This window comes from Enterobacter sp. SCRI0065, assembly GCF_059766475.1.
In genome coordinates this window covers 341,740-361,906 of sequence record NZ_JCBAJB010000001.1, presented here as the reverse complement: position 1 = coordinate 361,906, position 20,167 = coordinate 341,740, and the positions used below count along the sequence as shown (strand labels likewise).

Annotated in this window: 22 protein-coding genes; 9 read left to right on the top strand and 13 right to left on the bottom strand. The window is 56.1% G+C overall.

Annotated features, from left to right (window positions below; all coding sequences use genetic code 11):
* Positions 1–31 precede the first annotated feature (31 nt).
* Together AC6EMZ_RS01715 and AC6EMZ_RS01710 are read right to left on the bottom strand one after the other, a co-directional pair.
* The gene (locus AC6EMZ_RS01715; RefSeq protein ID WP_498400682.1) at positions 32–1,354 is read right to left on the bottom strand and encodes a DUF6602 domain-containing protein; all 1,323 of its coding nucleotides are present in this window, start codon (positions 1,352–1,354) and stop codon (positions 32–34) included.
* Positions 1,355–1,367: 13 nt separating this feature from the next.
* Positions 1,368–1,604, bottom strand: a complete 237-nt coding sequence (locus AC6EMZ_RS01710) for a helix-turn-helix domain-containing protein (protein WP_498400681.1) — start codon at positions 1,602–1,604, stop codon at positions 1,368–1,370.
* Between the two features lie 106 nt (positions 1,605–1,710).
* Between AC6EMZ_RS01710 and AC6EMZ_RS01705 the strand changes: the two genes are divergently transcribed.
* Entirely contained in the window at positions 1,711–1,983 is a 273-nt protein-coding gene (locus AC6EMZ_RS01705) for a helix-turn-helix domain-containing protein (protein WP_498400680.1), read from the top strand.
* Between the two features lie 62 nt (positions 1,984–2,045).
* Here AC6EMZ_RS01705 and AC6EMZ_RS01700 read toward each other — a convergent pair whose 3' ends face one another.
* The gene (locus AC6EMZ_RS01700) at positions 2,046–2,516 is read right to left on the bottom strand and encodes an SRPBCC family protein (RefSeq protein WP_498400679.1); all 471 of its coding nucleotides are present in this window, start codon (positions 2,514–2,516) and stop codon (positions 2,046–2,048) included.
* A 42-nt stretch (positions 2,517–2,558) separates the two neighbouring features.
* The gene (gene mtnA / locus AC6EMZ_RS01695; RefSeq protein ID WP_498400678.1) at positions 2,559–3,575 is read right to left on the bottom strand and encodes an S-methyl-5-thioribose-1-phosphate isomerase; all 1,017 of its coding nucleotides are present in this window, start codon (positions 3,573–3,575) and stop codon (positions 2,559–2,561) included.
* A gap of 105 nt (positions 3,576–3,680) precedes the next feature.
* On the opposite strand from mtnA, the gene mtnK reads away from it, so the two are divergent.
* The gene (mtnK, locus tag AC6EMZ_RS01690) at positions 3,681–4,880 is read left to right on the top strand and encodes an S-methyl-5-thioribose kinase (protein ID WP_498400677.1); all 1,200 of its coding nucleotides are present in this window, start codon (positions 3,681–3,683) and stop codon (positions 4,878–4,880) included.
* Positions 4,881–5,355: 475 nt separating this feature from the next.
* Here the strand turns inward: mtnK and AC6EMZ_RS01685 are convergent, their stop codons facing one another.
* Genes AC6EMZ_RS01685 through AC6EMZ_RS01670 form a run of 4 tightly spaced genes read right to left on the bottom strand, consistent with a single transcriptional unit; the run spans position 5,356 to position 10,183 of the window.
* Entirely contained in the window at positions 5,356–6,597 is a 1,242-nt protein-coding gene (locus AC6EMZ_RS01685) for an LVIVD repeat-containing protein (protein ID WP_498400676.1), read from the bottom strand.
* A complete protein-coding gene (locus tag AC6EMZ_RS01680) occupies positions 6,594–7,658 on the bottom strand; it encodes a sugar ABC transporter substrate-binding protein (protein WP_498400675.1) in 1,065 nt (354 codons plus the stop codon). The genes AC6EMZ_RS01685 and AC6EMZ_RS01680 overlap by 4 nt, the downstream gene beginning before the upstream one ends.
* A 30-nt stretch (positions 7,659–7,688) precedes the next feature.
* On the bottom strand, positions 7,689–8,684 hold the full coding sequence (locus AC6EMZ_RS01675; RefSeq protein WP_498400674.1) for an ABC transporter permease: 996 nt from the start codon (positions 8,682–8,684) through the stop codon (positions 7,689–7,691).
* Complete coding sequence (locus AC6EMZ_RS01670) at positions 8,681–10,183, bottom strand: sugar ABC transporter ATP-binding protein (protein WP_498400673.1); 1,503 nt, start codon at positions 10,181–10,183, stop codon at positions 8,681–8,683. Before AC6EMZ_RS01670 ends, AC6EMZ_RS01675 begins: the two co-directional genes overlap by 4 nt.
* A gap of 159 nt (positions 10,184–10,342) precedes the next feature.
* Here AC6EMZ_RS01670 and AC6EMZ_RS01665 point away from each other — a divergent pair, with 159 nt between their 5' ends.
* From AC6EMZ_RS01665 to AC6EMZ_RS01650, 4 genes are all read left to right on the top strand, one after another.
* The gene (locus AC6EMZ_RS01665) at positions 10,343–11,440 is read left to right on the top strand and encodes an oxidoreductase (protein ID WP_498400672.1); all 1,098 of its coding nucleotides are present in this window, start codon (positions 10,343–10,345) and stop codon (positions 11,438–11,440) included.
* Positions 11,441–11,501: 61 nt separating this feature from the next.
* Positions 11,502–12,245, top strand: a complete 744-nt coding sequence (locus AC6EMZ_RS01660) for an SDR family NAD(P)-dependent oxidoreductase (protein ID WP_498400671.1) — start codon at positions 11,502–11,504, stop codon at positions 12,243–12,245.
* Between the two features lie 188 nt (positions 12,246–12,433).
* Positions 12,434–12,730, top strand: coding sequence for a type II toxin-antitoxin system RelE family toxin (locus AC6EMZ_RS01655; protein ID WP_498400670.1), 297 nt, complete (start codon positions 12,434–12,436; stop codon positions 12,728–12,730).
* The gene (locus AC6EMZ_RS01650; RefSeq protein WP_498400668.1) at positions 12,711–13,115 is read left to right on the top strand and encodes a helix-turn-helix domain-containing protein; all 405 of its coding nucleotides are present in this window, start codon (positions 12,711–12,713) and stop codon (positions 13,113–13,115) included. Before AC6EMZ_RS01655 ends, AC6EMZ_RS01650 begins: the two co-directional genes overlap by 20 nt.
* Here AC6EMZ_RS01650 and AC6EMZ_RS01645 read toward each other — a convergent pair.
* Both AC6EMZ_RS01645 and cstA read right to left on the bottom strand, forming a co-directional pair.
* A complete protein-coding gene (locus AC6EMZ_RS01645; RefSeq protein WP_498400667.1) occupies positions 13,112–13,309 on the bottom strand; it encodes a YbdD/YjiX family protein in 198 nt (65 codons plus the stop codon). The two genes, AC6EMZ_RS01650 and AC6EMZ_RS01645, sit on opposite strands and share 4 nt — an antisense overlap.
* Before the next feature lie 57 nt (positions 13,310–13,366).
* The gene (gene cstA, locus AC6EMZ_RS01640) at positions 13,367–15,472 is read right to left on the bottom strand and encodes a pyruvate/proton symporter CstA (protein WP_498400666.1); all 2,106 of its coding nucleotides are present in this window, start codon (positions 15,470–15,472) and stop codon (positions 13,367–13,369) included.
* A gap of 293 nt (positions 15,473–15,765) precedes the next feature.
* Here cstA and AC6EMZ_RS01635 point away from each other — a divergent pair, with 293 nt between their 5' ends.
* Genes AC6EMZ_RS01635 through AC6EMZ_RS01625 form a run of 3 tightly spaced genes read left to right on the top strand, consistent with a single transcriptional unit; the run spans position 15,766 to position 18,076 of the window.
* Positions 15,766–16,488: a nucleoside recognition domain-containing protein gene (locus AC6EMZ_RS01635; protein ID WP_498400665.1), complete on the top strand. Its 723-nt coding sequence runs from the start codon at positions 15,766–15,768 to the stop codon at positions 16,486–16,488.
* A complete protein-coding gene (locus AC6EMZ_RS01630) occupies positions 16,485–16,949 on the top strand; it encodes a YjiG family protein (RefSeq protein ID WP_498400664.1) in 465 nt (154 codons plus the stop codon). The genes AC6EMZ_RS01635 and AC6EMZ_RS01630 overlap by 4 nt, the downstream gene beginning before the upstream one ends.
* A 14-nt stretch (positions 16,950–16,963) precedes the next feature.
* Positions 16,964–18,076, top strand: a complete 1,113-nt coding sequence (locus tag AC6EMZ_RS01625) for a M20 family metallopeptidase (RefSeq protein WP_498400663.1) — start codon at positions 16,964–16,966, stop codon at positions 18,074–18,076.
* A 60-nt stretch (positions 18,077–18,136) separates the two neighbouring features.
* On the opposite strand, the gene entH is transcribed toward AC6EMZ_RS01625, so the two are convergent.
* The 3 genes from entH to AC6EMZ_RS01610 are packed head-to-tail and all read right to left on the bottom strand — an operon-like array spanning position 18,137 to position 20,161.
* Complete coding sequence (entH, locus tag AC6EMZ_RS01620; protein ID WP_498400662.1) at positions 18,137–18,550, bottom strand: proofreading thioesterase EntH; 414 nt, start codon at positions 18,548–18,550, stop codon at positions 18,137–18,139.
* A gap of 1 nt (position 18,551) precedes the next feature.
* Complete coding sequence (gene entA / locus AC6EMZ_RS01615; protein ID WP_498400661.1) at positions 18,552–19,307, bottom strand: 2,3-dihydro-2,3-dihydroxybenzoate dehydrogenase EntA; 756 nt, start codon at positions 19,305–19,307, stop codon at positions 18,552–18,554.
* The gene (locus AC6EMZ_RS01610; protein WP_498400660.1) at positions 19,307–20,161 is read right to left on the bottom strand and encodes an isochorismatase; all 855 of its coding nucleotides are present in this window, start codon (positions 20,159–20,161) and stop codon (positions 19,307–19,309) included. The genes entA and AC6EMZ_RS01610 overlap by 1 nt, the downstream gene beginning before the upstream one ends.
* Between the last annotated feature and the right edge of the window lie 6 nt (positions 20,162–20,167).

The window sequence follows — 20,167 nt, the reverse complement described above, 5'->3', positions numbered from 1 at the left end:
TAAGATTGGTGACTGTTTTATTAAATACACATTAATCCATAATTAATAGTTTAATATAATTTTTTTCCAACCCTTTAATTTCGCACCATATATCCAAGCCAGCTTGATTTGATGTTATATAGCTATCACCGTCCGCATCTGTAACTTGCAGCATGACATTAGAAATAGGCCGGATGTAATCGCCTACTCTCTTAAATAAAAATAGACTCATAATATCTTTAATTAATACATCACTTGTGACATTAAAATTCCTTGCTATAACAGCCATATCTTCCATATGGATGTACCCACCATTGAATAACATTAAATCGAAGACGTTCTTTAAAGCCTCACCTATTAACTCTGGCTCCCAACTTTGTAAGAATTTTCTTTTTTTTAATTCCACCTCTTTCATTTCTATAAATTTAAATTTCCAACCAACCTTATCTCCCTCCTCAACTGGAATGGCATACAACAAAGGAGCAAAAAATTCAATTTTATCAACGTTGCACCATGGCATTTCGACGTTAAAATAAACTGATATTTTAGACCAAATAATCTCTAACATGATTCTTGCTGCATTATCTCGCATGGATACTAATGCTGCCCATTGTTGTTCTCGGTTTATACCCAGATAAGGCATTCCATTTGCCTTAACAATACTAATATTGTTTGTTGTAACTAAAGTTGGGAAACTCGGAACTCCTAAGCCTTGCCCGGATATTTCTTTTTTCATCGTTAAAATGTCTACAAATGCATTTCTTATACCATATTCAGTAGAATAACCGCCATACCCATGGATTATACTGACGGGGGCCAAACTCTCCTGGACAAGAGCATAAAAAAGAATTGAATCGGGCCTAGATAAAGAATGAATGTCTCTATAATGCTTAGGTGCTTCCTTACCAGTAATTTGAGAGAAGTGTTTCCTCGCTATAGATACATCTGGATTGAAAAAAAAAGACCTTCTCAATCTGGATTCAAAATATTTTGCATACTTACTTCTAATAATCCTAAGGTGATCAAATGCATCTATGTAATCTGATTTTTTTAGCGTCTTCTTAACTTCAAATATGCATAGAACTTGATCTATTGGGTATATAAATTCTTTTGTTCTTCCATATTGCTGACCATCACCGCAAACCAACATACCATCAATTTGTTGAGGTAATAAATTGCCGTCTATCGATATGAAACCCGACACCACTTTAAGATCCAATCCTTCAGGAAGGATGTAACTTTGATCAATCCCTTGCCTTGTTATTTCTTCATAAGCTGAACCTAATGTCGGCATATGGGGCATATCGATTTTGCTGAGTTGGATCTTCTCAATCTCTATAAATTTCTCAAGTAATTCTGAAGCTTTTTCAATCATAAAACCTCACATCCTAATCATGAAATTTAATACTATTGATTACATTTGTTGGTTCAAAACCTATCAATTGAGCTAAATGCACAAATTCCACCACATCTAACCTGCGCTCACCATTTTCAACTTTCGCGATAAACGACTGCGGCTTGCCGAAAGCCTCCGCAAGCTGCGCCTGAGTAATTCCTTTTTCTTTGCGGGCTTTCTTCAACGCATTGATAACACGCTGGTATTCATCTGAGTAAACTGAGGCCATTGTTCCGATTCCATACAAATATCCTGAAATCGAATATCCTCTCATTGTGTTTTTATCCCAAAACAGGATAATTAAGCGCGTAACGGACACATGTTAGGAGGACACAATGCATCATCAAAACTGGCATCCTGCCGATATCATTGCCGCACTAAAGAAACACGGAACAAGCCTGGCAGCTTTGTCACGTCAGGCCGGGCTTTCGTCATCCACACTAGCGAATGCGCTTTCCCGGCCATGGCCTAAAGGAGAATTGCTTATCGCACAGGCGCTAGATATTCCGCCCGATGTGATATGGCCGGAAAGATACTTTGATGAAAAGGGAGAGCCAATATTTCGTCAGATAAGGAATACCAAAAAGAGAAATCTGTCTTCAACATAATCAATGAATTCTTCCCCCCTCACCCCAACCCTCTCCCTCAAGGGAGAGGGGGTCTAAGAGCACTACCGTTTTAGCCCCTTCGCATACGCCACCAGCTGATCCAGCACAATCCCCCACCCTTCGTGGAAGCCCATCTGTTCATGCTGCTCGCGGATTTCCTTCGTTGGATGGCGCGCAATCGCCGTATAGCGGGTCTTCCCCTCCCCCGCATCTTCCAGCAGCAGGATCGCCGTCATAAACGGTTTCTCGGCCGGCTTCCAGTCTTCGGTATAGCCGTCGGTAAAGACCAGCTTTTTACCGGGATCGATTTCAAGAAACACGCCGAGGTTATCCATCCGCTGCCCGCCCACCTCAAACACGGTGTTAAACCGCCCGCCCACGCGCAGATCGAGGTCGCAGTCGGTCACCTTATGGGGAGCTGGAATGAAGAAGTTTTTGATGTGCTCCGGCGTGGTCCAGCAGAGCCAGAGTAGGTCGCGCGGTGCGTCCACCACGCGTTCCAGTTTTAAGTCAGTATCAGGATCGAGCGTCACGTTACCGTCCTCTTAAGGGAACCCCTTAAAGGATAGCCACACTCAGGAAAATTGCCCTTTCGCCACGTCTTCCGGCCTCACCACGCCCGTATCCAGCACCCAACCACTAATTAACGCCGCTGGCGTGACGTCAAACGCCGGGTTATACACCTGCGCATCATCCGGTGCCCACTGCACCGCGCCAAAGCTCCCGGCAACGCCCGTCACTTCGCTTGCGGCACGCTGTTCAATCGGAATCGCCTCGCCGTTTGGACAGTTCGGATCGAGGGTGGTTTGCGGAGCGGCGACGTAAAATGGAATGCCGTGAAATTTCGCCAGCACCGCCAGGGAGTAGGTGCCGATTTTGTTTGCCACATCGCCGTTAGCCGAAATACGGTCCGCCCCAACCCACACAGCATCGACCTGCCCTTTTGCCATCAAACTGGCGGCCATCGAATCGGTGATCAGTTGATATGGCACACCCAGCTCGCCGAGCTCCCAGGCGGTTAATCTCCCGCCCTGTAACAACGGACGCGTTTCATCCACCCAAACGTTGCTCACGTTGCCTTCCTGATGCGCGCGCGCGATGACGCCCAGCGCCGTGCCGACGCCCGCCGTTGCCAGCCCGCCGGTATTGCAGTGGGTTAACAGGCGGCTGCCAGGCTTCACCAGTTGGCTACCCGCGCGGGCAATAGCATCACAAAGCTGTTTATCTTCATCAATCAGGCGTAGCGCTTCAGCCGTCAGCTTAGGCACAAAATCTTCCTGCCACAGCGCCTGCTTCATGCGGTCGAGATTATTCATCAGGTTCACCGCCGTCGGGCGAGAGGCACGCAGGGTTTCCAGCGTCACGGCCAGCTCATCGCGGCTTTTACCACTTTCTGCCAGCAGCGCCAGCAGCAGGCTGGCAGAAAGGCCGATCAGCGGCGCACCGCGCACGCGCAGGGCGTGAATGTGCCCCACCAGCAATTCTGTGGTGGACGCATCCAGCCAGCGTTTTTCCTGCGGAAGCGCCTGCTGATCGAGAATAAAGAGCTGATTATCCGCCACCCGCAGGCTGGTCGTCTGTAATGTCTGCATGTCGTTAATTCTCTGTTGCGTTGATGTATCACATTGTGTCAGGATAAAATTCAGATGTATAGACGTCTAAATGTCTTTATTACCAGAACCAATGAGGAACAGGCAATGTCGCAATATCGTACCTTCACCGCCCAGGACGCCGTTGAGTATGCAAAGCAGTTTGGCGGCCTCGATAACCCTTCTTCGCTGGTGGAGGCGCAGGAAGTGGGCGACGGCAACCTCAATCTGGTGTTTAAAATTTTTGACGCTGACGGCGTGAGCCGCATCATCGTTAAGCAGGCGCTACCCTACGTGCGTTGCGTTGGGGAATCCTGGCCGTTAACGCTGGACCGCGCACGTCTGGAGGCGCAAACCCTGGTCGAGCATTACCAGCACAGTCCACAGCACACGGTCAAAATATTCCATTACGATCCAGAACTGGCAGTGATGGTGATGGAAGATCTCTCCAGCCACAAAATCTGGCGCGGCGAGCTGATAAACAATCACTACTACCCGCAGGCCGCGCGCCAGCTGGGCGAGTATCTGGCGCACACGCTGTTTCACACCAGCGATTTTTACCTGCATCCGCACGACAAAAAAGCGCAGGTGGCGAAATATATCAACCCGGAAATGTGTGAAATCACCGAAGATCTGTTCTTTAGCGATCCGTATCAGATCCACGAGCGCAACAACTATCCGGCCGAGCTGGAAGCGGATATCGCGGCCCTGCGCACCGACGACGCGCTGAAGATCGCCGTTGCGTCTTTGAAGCACCGTTTCTTTTCACAGGCCGAAGCGCTGCTGCATGGTGACATTCATAGCGGGTCGATTTTCGTCGCCGACGGCAGCCTGAAGGCAATCGACGCCGAGTTCGGCTATTACGGCCCGATCGGTTTTGATCTCGGTACGGCCATCGGCAATCTGCTGCTCAACTTCTGCGGTCTGCCGGGGCATTTGGGCATTCGCGATGCCGCCGCCGCCCGCGAGCAGCGCCTTAAGGATATTCAGGAGCTGTGGAATACCTTCGCCGAACGCTTCCAGGCGCTGGCAAGCGAGAAAACTCGCGACGTCGCGCTTTCCGTGCCGGGCTATGCGTCTGAATTCCTGAAAAAGGTCTGGAAAGATGCAGTTGGTTTTTGCGGCACCGAGCTGATTCGCCGCAGCGTCGGCCTGTCGCACGTGGCGGATATCGACACCATTCAGGACGACGCCATGCGCCACGAATGCTTGCGTCACGCCATTACACTGGGTAAAGCACTGATCGTGATTGCCGACCGCATCGACAGCGTGGAAGAACTGATTGCACGGGTGCGACAGTACAGCTGATTTTCTCCCTCTCCCCGTGGGTTGAGGGATCCCCACAAATCGAGGATTTGCACAATGTACTCCCTCTCCTCTTCGGGGAGAGGGCTGGGGTGAGGGGGAGCATGCGGCTCAGGAGGTTATTCCGTTCACTTCCAGTTTCGTGCTTCTCTATGAACCCGGAAACGGTGAACGTGCCATGGCGGCTCAATCGCCGCCGCCCTGGCGACCGGGGCTCCCGGCAAGAAAATCGTCGCTTCGCGATACCCTCGTCTTATTCCTTACGGCTATCGGGGACGGGCGCTGCAACGTCCCTGTAAATGCGCCCTCGCCGCGCATCCATGCGCGTCGCCCCGGCCTTCAGTCAACGACTCGGCGATTTACAGCCGGACCAGGTCATCGCGGTAAGTCTGATATTTGGATGGCACCATTTTCATGGCTATGGAACCAAAATTACTGGGGATCCCTCAGCCCTGTAGTTGAAGGCATCAGACCGCACCTATCCCAAATACTCAATCACCGATAACCCACCGTTATAATCCGTGCTGTAGATAATCCCCTGCGCGTCCACAAACACGTCGCAGGACTGGATCACCTGCGGGCGATTCGGGCGGGTATCCATCATTTTCGCCGGGGCCGCTGGCACCAGCGCACCGGTTTCCACCGGGCGATACGGATTCGAAATGTCGTACGCGCGCACGCCTGCATTCTGGTAGGTCGCAAAAATCAGCGTCGAGCTGATAAAGCTCCCCGGCCGATTTTCATGCAGATTGTGCGGGCCAAAGTGCGCCCCTTTTGCGACATAATCAATTTCATCCGGCTGCGGGAAGGTGGCAATACTGACCGGATTCGACGGTTCGCGGATATCAAACAACCAGATGAGCTTCTCGCCGTCCTCCTGGTTATCCAGCACCGCTTCGTCCAGCACCACCAGCAGGTCTCGCTCCGGCAGCGGCAGCGCGGTGTGCGTGCCTCCGCCAAACGGCGGGCTCCAGTTGCGATGGCTGATGAGCTTCGGCTGAGTGCGGTCCTTCACGTCCAGCAGCGTCAGGCCGCCGTCGCGCCAGCTGCCGTAGGCCGTATCCCCGGCAATAATCGCGTGATGCAGCGCATAGCGCTTGCCTTCCGGCCACGTCGGCTGTTCACCGTCGGTCTGATTCATCCCCGGCAACCACCAGCGCCCCGCCACTTCGGGTTTACGCGGATCGGCCAGGTCGATGGTCAGGAAGATGTAGTCGGTAAACCCGTCAATCAGCGCCGAGACGTACGCCCAGCGCCCACCCACGTACCAGATACGGTGAATGCCAATCCCATCCAGCGACAGGAAGCTGATTTCGCGCGGTTTGTCCGGCGTGGAGATATCAAAAATGCGCAGCCCCGCGCTCCAGTCTTTGTCCTGCACGTCGCTGACGGTATGCCCCACCTGACGAGTGTAATAGACCTTTTCGTCGGCGAAACGCGCGTCGGCAAACAGGTCACGGGCGTTAATCACCAACAGCAGGTCGTCATGCGCCTGAAGATGCACGTTCCAGGTGCCAGGCGGTGCGGGCACGTAGCCCGCGGCCTTTGGGTTTTTCGGATCGCGCACATCAACAATCGAAAAGCCCTGCGACACCATATGGCCGATATAGGCAAAGCCGCGATGCACCATTAGCTGTACGCCGTCCGGGCGACCGCCCTGATCGCTATGGCCAATCAGCCGCATGTTGCGGCTGTATTCGGGCGTCGGCAACGCACTCATTTGCTTTTCGCTTCAAGCGTGGCAAACCACGGGGCGATAAAGTCCTCGGTCTGGCCCCAGCCCGGAATGATTTTACCCAGCGATGCCACGTTCACCGCACCCGGCTGGGCGGTCAGCAGCGCCTGCGGAATGGCAGCGGCTTTGAAGTCATAAGTCGCAGGCGTAGCTTCACCGGCAATCTTATTGGCAATCAGACGCACGTTAGTGGCCCCAATCAGCTTAGGATCAACCGCAACGCTCACCTTCCACGGGCTGCCTGACTCGCGCATCAGCTGCAAATCCTGGTTGGAAATGTCGATGCTGTAGAGTTTAATTTCGGTGCGGCCATTCTCTTTCAGCGCCTTGTAAGCCCCCTGGCTAAACGCATCCCAAGTACCCCAGATGGCGTCGATTTTGCCTTTCGGGTATTTCGCGAGGATCGCCCCGACCTTGTTCGCCGTGTCGCCCTGTACGTCAGAAGAGACGGCACCAATGGACTCCAGCTCTTTGATGTCCGGATACTGTTTTTGCAGTTCCTGATAGGCTGCCTGACGGCGTTCCATCGGCGGGAATCCCGCGACCCACAGCTTAACGATGTTCGCTTTGCCGTTGAAATCCTTCGCCAGTTGGCCGAAAGAGAGGTGGGTCAGCGAGGCATCGTCCTGCTGAGTCACAGTGACGCCCGGGATCTCACCGGTCACCGCAGTATCAAACACCGCCACTTTGATCCCGGCATCCACCGCCTTTTTCACCAGCGCGGTCGAATACGGATCGCGACCCTGCGACAGGATAATCCCGTCGTATTTTTGGCTGATCGCCTGGTTCACAAAGTCCTGGAACTTCGCATCGTCGCCGTTACTTAAAAAAGTGCTGACCTTAAAGCCGAGTTTTTTACCTTCCTGAATCGCGCCAGAGACAAACTGCGTGGTGTTGTCATCGGAGCCGAGGTTACGAATCACCGCAATGCGAATCGGGCCTTCATGGTTGGCGATGGCGGCCGGAACCGGTACAGGCGTTGCCGCGTGGGTGGATAAAGAAGTCAGTAACCCCAGCGCCACTAAAGAGAGTGCAATTTTTTTCATTATGGTTTTCCGTTGTGTTGTTTTAAATGGTTAACGTTTTTGTATGTAGGTGATTGCCAGCGCAACCGCCAGCACCAGCCCTTTTATAATGTCCATCGCGTAATACGGCACCGAGAGCATCACCAGCCCGTTCGATAGCACGCCGAGGATCACCGCCCCTACCAGCGTACCCAGCGCGTTCGGCTTGCCGGAGCCCGCCAGCGAAAAGCCGATCCACGCCGCCGCGACCGCATCCATCAGGTAGCCACCACCCGCATTCACCTGCGACGAACCAATGCGCGAAGCCAGCAAAATGCCGCCAAGCCCGGCCAGCAGCGAGGCAATCACGTAGGCCGCCACCTTGTAGCGCGTGGTGCGAATGCCGGAAAGGCGCGCCGCTTCCGGGTTACCACCGATGGCGTACATCCGGCGTCCGTGAGTCGTCAACGACAGCGCCAGCTGCGCCAGCACCGTCACCACCAGCATAATAATCACAATGGTCGGCACCTGGCCCAGCGCGCCAAAGGCCGCCGGAATGGTGCCTTCCGCCATGTCGCCGCTCGGCAGCACCATGTTTTCAGTAATCGACCCGCCGTAGCTGTAGGTCATCGCCACGCCCTGAATCACAAACAGGCTGGCAAGCGTGGCGAGCATGTCCGGGATGCGCAGAATGACAATCAGAAAGGCGTTAAACAGCCCGACCAGCGTACAAAGTGCGAGGGTAATCAGAATCGACTCGGTAGTGCCAAAGCCATGCCAGACAAAGAGCGAAATCACCAGCGCGTTCGCCAGCGACGCGGTCGATCCCACCGAGAGATCGAACCCGCCGACGGTCAGCGAAATCGACACGCCGATGGCAATCACCGTCACGATCGCTATCGATCGCAGAATATTGATGATGTTAAAGGGATCGAGGAAGTTATCCGAGGCCATGCCAAAAATCGCCACCAGCGCGACCACGGTCAGCAACATGCCCCACTTATAAAGAAAATCAAAAATCTGCTGACGGCCCGACGCCGCCGCATTCACTGAAAGGGCCTTGCTCACGACGCCGTACCTCCGGTTGAATAATAAAGTAATGTCTCTTCGCGGGCCTCAGCCCCGGCGATTTCCGCCACGATACGTCCGTCCCACAGCACGCAGATGCGGTCGCACAATCCCACCAGCTCGGCGAACTCGCCAGAGGCATAAATCACCCCTTTGCCCTCGCGCGCCAGCCCGTCGATCAGCTGGAACAGATCGGTTTTGGCCTTCACGTCCACGCCCTTGGTTGGCTCGTCAAAAATCAGCACGCTGGCTTCGTTGCGCAGCCATTTGCCTATTGCCACCTTTTGCTGATTGCCACCGGAAAGACGGCGCAAAATCTGCCCCGGCCCACGGGCACGGACACCGACGCGGGCGATCACTTCCTCCGCCCAGCGCCACGCCTGACGATGACCAAACAGGCTCCAGCGTGAAAAACTGTTATCCGCACTGACCGCCAGATTCATGCTCACCGGCTCGTCGATAAAAATGCCCTCTTTACGCCGCTCTTCCGGCACCAGCGCCAGCCCACGCAAAACGGAATCTGCAGGATCGCGTGGCTTCCACGGCTGTTGATGCAGTTCCCCGCGCGCCACGCGGCTTTTGGTTGCACCAAACAGCGCCTTGCACAGCTCGGTTTTGCCCGCTCCTGCCAGCCCGGCAATCCCCAGAATTTCGCCCTTGCGCAGGTGCAGAGAGATATCCTTCAGCAGCACGTCGTCGTGCAAACCGTCGACGCGCAGCAGCGTTTCATCGCTGTACTTCGGTCTTGGCGGTGGATAGATATCGCTCAGCTCGTGGCCGAGCATTTTCTCGACGATGGCTTCTCCGCTCAGGTTCGCCATCGGGCTGGACTCAACAAGCTTGCCGTCGCGCAGCACCGTTAAGGTGTCGCAAATCGCCTTTAATTCGTGAATACGGTGAGAGATAAACACCACGCCGATGCCCTGCTGCTTGAGCCGGTTCACCACAGCGAACAGGCGCTCGCTTTCGTGAGCGTCCAGCGGCGCGGTCGGTTCATCCAGAATCAAAAACCGACAGTGATGTGACAGCGCCCGCGCCAGCAGGATTTGCTGTTTTTCCGCCAGCGAACAGCTCTCTATCGAGCGACGAACGTTCAGGGAGACGTCGAGTTGCGCCAGCGCCTGTTTCGCCTGCTCGCGGATCGTGCTCCAGCGATAGCCATGCCCCGGCAGCGCAAGGTTATCGAGCATGATATTTTCGGCAATGCTTAAGCCCGGGATCAGCGCTACGTCCACTTCCTGCTGCACCAGATGAATGCCCAGCCGTTTAGCATCGAGCGGCTCGCGAATCGACACCGGCTGGTTATTAATAATAATTTCACCCTCGTAATGGTCATGCGTACCGCACAGCACCGCCATCAGGGTGGATTTCCCCGCGCCATTCGCGCCCGTGAGCGCATGCACGGATCCGCCCGTAAGCGTGAAGTCCACGCGCGATAGCGCCTGAAACCCCGCAAAGGCCAGGCTGATGCCACGCATCTCAAGGCGACTGGAAACCATTCGCGTAAATCCTTCATTAATATTTTGATTTATGGAATTTTTCACAGCTCGGGTTGACTGGCAATGATAGAAAAGGCATAAGATAAAGCTAAATATTATTAGCCATCCGGATGTCCAGACATAACATCGGGTTAGCGCTTCGTCTAAAAGGACACTTCCATGAGCAATACCGATATTCGCGTCGTACCCGGCCCGGCAAACTACTTTTCCCACTCCGGCAGCCTGGCGCGCCTGAGTGACTTCTTCACCCCCGAGCAGCTCTCCCGCGCCGTCTGGATCTACGGCGAGCGCGCCATTGAAGGCGCGCTCGCCTATCTGCCAGAAAGTTTTCATGCGCCGGGGGCTACGCATCTGCTGTTTAAGGGCCATTGCAGCGAGCGTGACGTGACCGACCTGGTGAATCAGTCGGGCAGCGAGGCCAGCGTGGTGATTGGCGTCGGCGGCGGCGCAGTGATGGATACCGTCAAGGCCGTGGCGCGTCGTTTAAGCGTGCCGTTCGTTGGCATTCCAACCATTGCCGCCACCTGCGCGGCCTGGACGCCGCTTTCGGTGTGGTACAACGACGCCGGTCAGGCATTGCAGTTCGAAATTTTCGACGATGCCAACTTCCTGGTACTGGTCGAACCGCGCATTATTCTGAACGCGCCCGCGGAATATCTATTGGCGGGCATCGGTGACACGCTGGCGAAATGGTACGAGGCGGTGGTGCTGGCACCCAAACCGGAAGCACTTTCTCTGACTGTCCGACTGGGGATTAACGCCGCGCTGGCGATCCGCGACATGCTGCTGGAGAGCAGCGAACAGGCCCTGGCGGATTGGACGCGCGGTGAACTGACGCAGGCGTTTCGTGACGTGGTGGACGCCATCATCGCGGGCGGTGGTATGGTCGGTGGGCTGGGCGAACGCTACACCCGCGTGGCCGCCGCACATGCGGTGCACAACGGGCTAACCGTGCTGCCGCAAACCGAGAAATTCCTGCACGGTACCAAGGTGGCATACGGCATTCTGGTGCAAAGCGCCCTGCTCGGTCAGGACGACGTGCTTGCAGCGCTTATCGCCGCCTACCAGCGCTTTAACCTGCCAACCACCCTTCGCGAGCTGGACGTGGATATCCATAACCGCGACGAGCTGGACAACGTTATCGCCCACACGCTGCGCCCGGTGGAGTCGATTCACTATCTGCCGGTCGAGCTGACGCCAGAGGTGTTACGCGCGGCCTTTGAGAAAGTCGAGGTCTTCAACCATTCAGCGCATTGACGGCGGGTAAACACCCTCTATACCTAATGATGGTTCTCATCACTCTCGCAACGAGGTCATCATGCAGATCGATTTAACAGGTAAAAAGGCGCTGGTCACCGGCGCCAGCCGTGGATTAGGTCGCGCCATTGCATTGTCGCTGGCACAAGCCGGTGCCGATGTGGCTATTACTTATGAAAAATCCGCCGATAAAGCGCAGGCCGTCGCCGACGAAATCGCCGCGCTAGGAAGGCGCAGCGAGGCCATTCAGGCCGACAGTGCCAATGCCCAGGCGATTCAGGATGCGGTGAATCGCACCGCGCAGACGCTCGGCGGGCTGGATATTCTGGTGAACAACGCCGGGATCGCACGCGGTGGCCCGCTGGAATCCATGTCGCTGGAGGATATCGATGCGGTGATTAACGTCAATATTCGCGGCGTGGTGATCGCCACCCAGGCGGCGCTGGCGCATCTTACCGAGGGTGGACGCATTATTAACATCGGCAGCTGCCTGGCAAACCGTGTTGCCCAGCCGGGGATTTCCGTCTATTCGATGAGTAAATCCGCGCTGAATTCCCTGACCCGCGGCTTAGCCCGCGATCTGGGGCCACGCGGCATTACCGTTAATCTGGTCCACCCCGGCCCGACCGACAGCGATATGAACCCGGCGGACGGTGAACAGGCTGATTCGCAACGCACGCTCATCGCCACCGGACATTACGGCACGCCGGAGGATATCGCCGCCGCCGTCACGTTCCTGGCAAGCCCGCTGGCCGGACAAATTTCCGGCACCGGTCTGGACGTGGACGGCGGGCTAAATGCCTGAGTGATTCCACTTTTTTTGCACGCCTCTGTCACTCGATGGAGGCGTTTGCGAGCCGCTTCGACAGCTTCTGTTTTGCCCCTTTCCCCTGATGACACTTCGTCCTACAGTGCCCCCATAAGAAATTCGCAATTTATCTAATAGTCTTATTATTTACTTATAATTTGTGAGAGAGTACAGTGGAGGTACGGATGAGGATTGTCTGGTCAAATGCAGCAAAAAAAGCGCTCAGTAAAATTGACAGCCGGTATCAGCAGCGAATAGAAACAAAGCTTGCTGAACTGGACGATCGCTCGGCTCCCCGACCCGATATCAAAAAGATATCGGCTTCGGAGAACCACTTCCGCTTGCGAGTGGGCGATTACCGGATAGTTATTACGCTTCGGGACGATCCCCATAACGATTGTCATGTTTTAGCTGTCAAACGCAGAACATCGACGACTTACCTGCACGAGGAGAACGCGCCTTATGGCTGTTCAGTTAATTAAGGATGATGAAGGGAAACCACAGTATGTGGTCATACCCTATGACGAATACTTCCGTATGTGCTTACAGATGGCAGAAATTGACGACGAAACCGACGATGATCTGGAAGATATAGAAGTCGAACACGACTGTTATGATGACGTTGAATTACCGGGAGAAGTGTGTAGCATCATGACCTGGCAGGAGGTCAGCCTGCAGGCCGCATGGCGCATCTTCCGTGGTTTATCGCAACAGGAAGTGGCCGACAAACTGGGCATCAGCCAGTCTGCCGTTTCACAGCTTGAGGCGGTAGACTCTCGACCGCAAAAACGCACCCGCGAAAAGCTGGCGGCGATTTACGGCTGTAAGCAGGAACAGATCAGCCTGTACCTGCCGAAAGAGGGCTAGCAGCACTTCACGCCGCCCTTCGCGCCATAGCGAGCGTCCTGGCGATCGCGGAAAAATTCTTCATACGTCATCGGCGCCTGATCCGGATGGGTCACGCGCATATGCTCAACGTAATTATCGTAATCCGGCACGCCAATCATCATTTTGGCGGCCTGTCCTAAGTACTTACCTGCTTTGGAGAGGGTGTCGAACATAGGTCGTTTCTCGTCTTTATTCCCTCTCCCCTTTGGGGAGAGGGCTAGGGTGAGGGGTTAATGCGCCCCTTTAGCCTGGGTCACAATCTCATCCAGGTTTGCCGGCATCGGCTCGTATGGCGTCTCTTTCGCCGTTGGCTTATCCACTTTCAGCGCCGCCATCGCGGTTTTGACAGAGTACAACGCCAGCACCACAACCACCACCATAAAGAAGATGGTCAGCCCGGCATCCAGACGGTTGTTGAACACCAATTGCGAAAGCTGGGATTCAGTGTACTGCGCCGGAATTTTGCCGCTGTCGATCATTGCCTGGAACTTATTGGCAATCGCCAGGAAGCCAATTTTGTTATCCGGGCTAAACGCTTTCTGCCAGCCTGCGGTCAGGGTACAAATCAGCAGCCACGCGGTCGGCACCAGTGCTACCCAGGCGTAACGCTGACGCTTCATCTTGAATAGCACCACGGCACAGAGCATCAATGCCATACCGGCCAGCATCTGGTTGGCGATACCAAACAGCGGCCACAGGGTGTTAATACCGCCCAGCGGATCCACCACGCCTTGATGCAGGAAGTAGCCCCACGCCAGTACGCACAGCGCCGTCGCCAGCAGGTTCGCCGGGAGCGAATCGGTGCGTTTCAGCCCCGGGGAGATAACCCCCAGCAGATCCTGCAACATAAAGCGCGCCGCGCGTGTGCCCGCATCGACTGCGGTCAGGATAAACAGCGCCTCGAACAGAATGGCGAAGTGATACCAGAAGGACACGTCCATCAGCCCGCCCAGCGCACCATGGAGGATATACGCCATCCCCACCGCCAGCGTCGGCGCACCACCCGCTCGGGAGATAATCGACTGCTCGCCGACCTCATTCGCAATATGGGTTAGCGTTTCCGGGGTAATGGCAAAGCCCCAGCCGCTCACCACCTGCGCAGCAGACGCCACCACATCAACCGTACCGGCCGGAGCCAGTACCGCCATCGGGCTGTTCATCGCAAAATACACGCCTGGGTCGATAATACAGGCAGCCACCAGCGCCATAATCGCGACGAAAGACTCCATCAGCATGCCGCCGTAACCGATGAGGCATGCCTGATTCTCATTCGCCAGCATCTTCGGCGTCGTGCCGGACGCAATCAGCGCGTGGAAGCCAGACACCGCGCCGCAGGCGATAGTAATAAACAGGAACGGGAACAGGCTGCCGGTCCAGACCGGGCCGGTGCCGTCGATAAACTTCGTCAGCGCAGGCATGGTCAGCATCGGGCGCATAATCAAAATGCCGATCGCCAGCCCCACGATGGTGCCGATTTTCAGGAAGGTCGAGAGGTAATCACGCGGGGCCAGCAGCAGCCACACCGGCAGGACTGCCGCAACAAAGCCGTAGCCCACCAGCATCCAGGTCAGCTGCACGCCGGTAAAATCGAACATCGGTGCCCACGTTGGGCTTTCCGCGACCCAGCCGCCGGAGATAATGGCAAAAATCAGGAAGAACAGGCCAATCACCGACACTTCGCCAATGCGCCCAGGACGCAGATAGCGAATATAAATCCCCATAAACAGCGCCAGCGGAATGGTAAAGGCAACGGTATACGTTCCCCACGGGCTGTGGGTCAGCGCTTTCACCACGATCATCGCCAGCACTGCCAGAATGATCACCATGATCATAAAGGTGGCGATAAGCGCGATCACTCCAGCCGTTGCGCCCATCTCCTCTTTCACCAGCTCACCCAGCGAGCGCCCGTCACGGCGGGTAGAAACGAACAGCACCATAAAGTCCTGCACGGCCCCCGCCAGCACCACACCGGCCAGGATCCAAATCATCCCTGGCAGATAGCCCATCTGCGCGGCAAGCACCGGTCCCACTAACGGACCCGCCCCGGCAATCGCCGCAAAGTGGTGGCCGAACAACACTTTTTTATCCGTTGGAACGTAGTCCAGACCGTCGTTATGACGAACGGCGGGCGTCATACGCGTGGCATCAACTGCCAGCACTTTATCGGCAATAAATCGCCCGTAAAAACGATACGCGATCAGATAAATGCAGACGGAGGCCACGACTATCCATAGCGCATTGATCTGTTCACCACGATTGAGGGCGATAAAGCCCAGAGCAAACGCCCCCACAACGGAGAGCCCTGCCCAGATAAGGTATTTCCCTGAGTTGTTCATAGTTGTTGTCCGTTAGCGTGAAACAGCGAGATGTTACATTTTGTTTCTAGATCACCGCTTCAGATTTAACAACTTTGAAACGCAATATTGTGTGGTCAAACCAGACATTTACCTCACAGTGTTAACTCGATCACTTTCGCAGTGAAACATCCCCCTGCCGTCTCCACTTTCCCGGTCACATTTTTGCACTTTTCATCCAACTTCAACGTTAGGTAATGATTTATATCATTTTTATTACGCACAACCTCGCCAGACTGAATCCTGCGCGATCGCGCATTAACAAGGAAAAGGATATGAACAGTTCAACACACCAGGACTTCAAGGTCGGACCGGGCGCGTACTTTGCGCTAGCATTTGCCGCCGTTTTCTTCTCTGGCCTGTTAGGCGGAAAAGAGTGGTACGGCGTTTTCGATTTCACCACGCTCAACGGCGCTTTCGGCAAGGTGGTCAGTAAAGCCAGCCTTGATGATGGCACCTTAACCACCGCCACCAGCGCCTTTCGCGGCACGGGCGGCAGCGGTGCTATGGACGGCTTTCTGTTTGCGCTCGGCTTAATCCCGGCGGTGATGTTTGCTTTGGGCATGATCAACGTGCTGGAGCACTACGGCGCGCTGCGTGCCGCCCGCAAGCTCCTTACTCCGCTCTTACGTCCGCTGCTCGGCATCCCCGGCACCACTGGACTGGCGCTGATTGGCAGCCTGCAAAGCACCGACGTGGGCGCATCACTCACCCGCAATCTTGCCGACGAAGGACAAATCAGCGAAAGCGAGAAAGACGTCTTCGCCATGTTCCAGTTCTCGGCAGGCGCGATGATCACTAACTTTTTCTCGTCGGGTGCCATCCTGTTCACGCTGATCGCCGCTGACGGCACAGCGGCGGTGCCGACCTCCATCGGTGCCTGCGTCGCAGTGATGTTCATCATGAAAATCGTCGGGGCCAACCTGCTGCGACTGATCCTCAAATTTACCGGCAAAGAAGCCACTGACGCCCAACCGGCAAAAGGAGAAGCCCAATGAGTGCCCCACAATCGAATCCCGTTATTACCGATGTATTTGTTGAAGGCGCGCGCAAAGGCTGGGGCATCGCCACCAGCAGCACCCTGCCAAACGTGGTGATGGCCTTTATCATCATCAAAGCGCTGGAAATCACTGGCGCACTGAAGGGGCTGGGGATGATTTTTGCCCCGCTGATGGGCCTGTTTGGCCTGCCGGGTGAAGCGGCTGCGGTGCTGATCGGCGGCTGGATGTCGATGGGCGGCGGTATCGGCGTGGCAATTGGCCTGTTTGATAAAGGCATTATCAGCGGCGAACATCTGGCAATCCTTGCCCCTGCTATCTATCTGATGGGCTCGCAGGTGCAGTACCTCGGGCGCATTCTCGGCGTAATCGGCACCCGCGCTAAGCGCATTCCGCTAATGATCGCCATTTCCGTCGTCAATGCATTTTTAGCCATGCTGCTGATGCGTATTATTCTCTGAACAGGACGTTAACCATGAATCTTGACCATTACATTGAAGAACTCAAAACGCTGGTGAATGTTGACTGTGGTACCCAGACCATTGCGGGTGTTGCGACCGTGGCGGGCCTTATGCAAGCGCTATGGCAGCGCGAAGGCTGGCATACCGAGCAAGTGGATTTGGGCGATAAGGTCGGCCCTGGCGTTTTCGTTTGCAACAAGCCGCAGGCGGTGCAATTTGACGTTCTGCTAGTCGGCCATCTGGACACCGTGTTCGCACCGGGTACGGTTGCAGAACGTCCGATGACCCAGGACGACACTCGTCTGTATGGCCCTGGCGTCTCGGATATGAAGAGCGGGTTACTGAATATTCTGTGGGCAATGCGCGAGCTGGACGCGGCAGACAAATCGCGTCTTTCCATTGCCGTGGCGATGAACCCGGACGAAGAAACCGGATCGGTCTATTCCCATGAATGGATTGGCGAGCTGGCGAAACGCGCCCGCTGCGTACTGGTGTGCGAAGCCGCGCGCGCCGACGGCTCGCTGGTGAAGGCGCGCAAAGGGATGGCGGGGTATCACCTTACCTTTAGCGGCGTGGCGGCACATGCAGGCAACGATCCGGAGAAAGGCCGCTCGGCGATCGCGGCCCTGGCGAACAGCGTGATTGCCATTAACGCGCTTACCGACTGGGATCGCGGCACCACGCTTAACGTCGGCGTGATTAAAGGCGGCAGCGCCGCGAACGTGGTGGCTGACTGCGCCGTGGCGGAACTCGACGTGCGTTTCTGGGAAAACGACGAAGACGACCGCGTGGATCGCGCCCTGCGTGAATTGTGCGAAAAAGGGTTTCTGGAGGGTGTCACTACGTCGATCGCCCGTGTTAACCACAAGCCTGCTATGGCCGCAGGCGAAGCCACTCAGGCGCTGATGCAGCAGGTTGAAGCAGCAGGAAAAGCCGAAGGTATCGCCATTACCTGGCAGGCGGTGGGCGGTGGCAGCGACGCCAACCACACGGCGGCGCTCGGCATTCCCACGCTCGATGGCTTAGGGCCGATTGGTGCCGGGTTCCACAGCCCGGCGGAATGGCTGGATATTGCGTCGATTGAACCGAGAATTCGGTTACTGAAGCGCGTTGTTTCGATGTTGTGATTTTTTCCCTCTCCCCTATGGGGAGAGGGTTAGGGCGAGGGGTCAGCTATCCCGCGCAATCTACCCCAGCACCATCGTACTTAGCCGACAGGTACAGCAGCGCCGTCCCTGCTCGTCAAACACCACAATCTCCCAACTCTGGCTTTGACGCCCCAGGTGCAGCGGCTGACACACGCCGCGCACCTTACCCTGCGACACGGCGCGATGATGCGTCGCGTTCAGCTCTGTCCCCACGACGTTCTGGCCGTCGTGGGTCATCAGAAAACCGGCCATCGACCCCAGCGTTTCGGCCAGCGCCGCCGACGCCCCGCCATGCAGCAGGCCAAACGGCTGATGCGTGCGGGCATCAACTGGCATTTCGGCTTCCAGCGTCTCATCGCCGATGCGGGTATAGACCATGCCAAGATGCGCCACCATGGTGTTACGGCTGGTGGCGTTCAGCTCATCAAGCGACAGGTGACGTTTCCAGATCATCTTACGCTCCTAGTGTTGAGCCGCCGTCCACCACGATATCCTGCAACGTGATATGGCTGGCCTGGTCGGAAGCAAGGAAGAGCACCGTGCTGGCAATCTCCTGTGGACGGGCAATTTTACCCAGTGGAATACCCAGCTTAAACTGCTCGCCAAAGCCGCGAATGCGCTGCTGCTCGGCGTCATCACTCACCCACAGGGTGCGCTGCATGTCGGTATCCGTTGAACCCGGCGAGACGAGATTACAGCGCACGCCGCTGCCCGCCAGCTCCAGCCCGACGGTCAGCGCCAGGCTTTTCAGCGCCGCTTTCGACGCGCCGTACGCACTCATACCCATGCGCGGCGTGTGCGCCGCATCGGACGCCACGGTGACAATCGCCCCGCCCTGCTGACGCCGGAACTGGCCCATCGTCTGCTGGAACAGGTTAAATGCCCCGCCCACGTTGACCGCAAAAGTCTGCTGCCAGTCGTCCTGCGACAGCCGATCGGTCGCACCCATGCGCAGAATACCCGCCGCATTGACCAGCACGTCCAGGCGCTCGACGTGAGCCAGCGCGCGCCCGCACACCTCGTGAACCTGCTCCGCGTCCGCCACATTCAGCACCTGCGTGGTAAACGGATACTCACCCGCCGGGAAGGCCAGATCGAAGCCCGTCACCTGCGCGCCAGCCTCAACAAAGGCCAGCGCCGTGGCGTAGCCGATGCCCTTACCCGCGCCCGTCACCCAGACGGTTTTGCCGGTAAAATCGAATCCGGCCATTACTTCACCTCACGAGACAGCAGCGCCCACCAGGCGTCGAGGGTTGGATTTTTCGCCAGCATCACAAAATCGATGTCGCCGTGCACTTTGCGCCAGCGGGCCGCCAGCGCCATCATCCGTACCGAGTCCAGGCCGTAATCAATCAGGTTTTCGTCATCCAACGGCTCGTCGGATTCGTCCAGCAGCGGCAGCACCACAGCACGCAGCGCTGCTTTAGAGGCCGGAACGGACGGCAACAGTTCCTGGGTCATCACCACGCGTCCGGTACGACCGGCCACATAGTTGAGCGACATCAGATGCTCTTCACGGCTAAAGTCGGCCAGTGCGTCAGCGACAAAGAACGGCTTGATATCGCGCATAAACGCGTCGGTGGCGGTGGTCATGCAGCCGATATGCGCGTAGACGCCGGTGATCAGCAGCTGATTGCGGCCAGTGTCTTTCAGCATCTGCTCCAGCGGCGAGCGATGAAACGCACTGTAGCGCCATTTCACCAGTACGGTGTCGGCCTCATCCGGCGTCAGTTCAGCCACGATGCGCTGCTGCTCCGGCGAACGGGTCAGGCCCGGTCCCCACATGTCGTTCAGCAACGCGCGGTCTTCGTCGCTTTGTTCCTTCGGCTGCGCGGTGTAGTACACCGGAATATGATGCTTTTTGCAGTACTCGCGCAGTTGGGCGATGTTCGCCACCACCTGCTCCATCATCGGGCTGTTATCGCCCCAGAAGTTGAGGAAGTATTCCTGCATATCGTGGATTAATAACGCCGCACGCTCTGGCTCAAACGCCCAGCTCACTTTGTTATTCGGCAGATCGGCCGCCGTCGGCAGTGCATAGCCGGTTAATTTTGGAATCGCCATATTCTG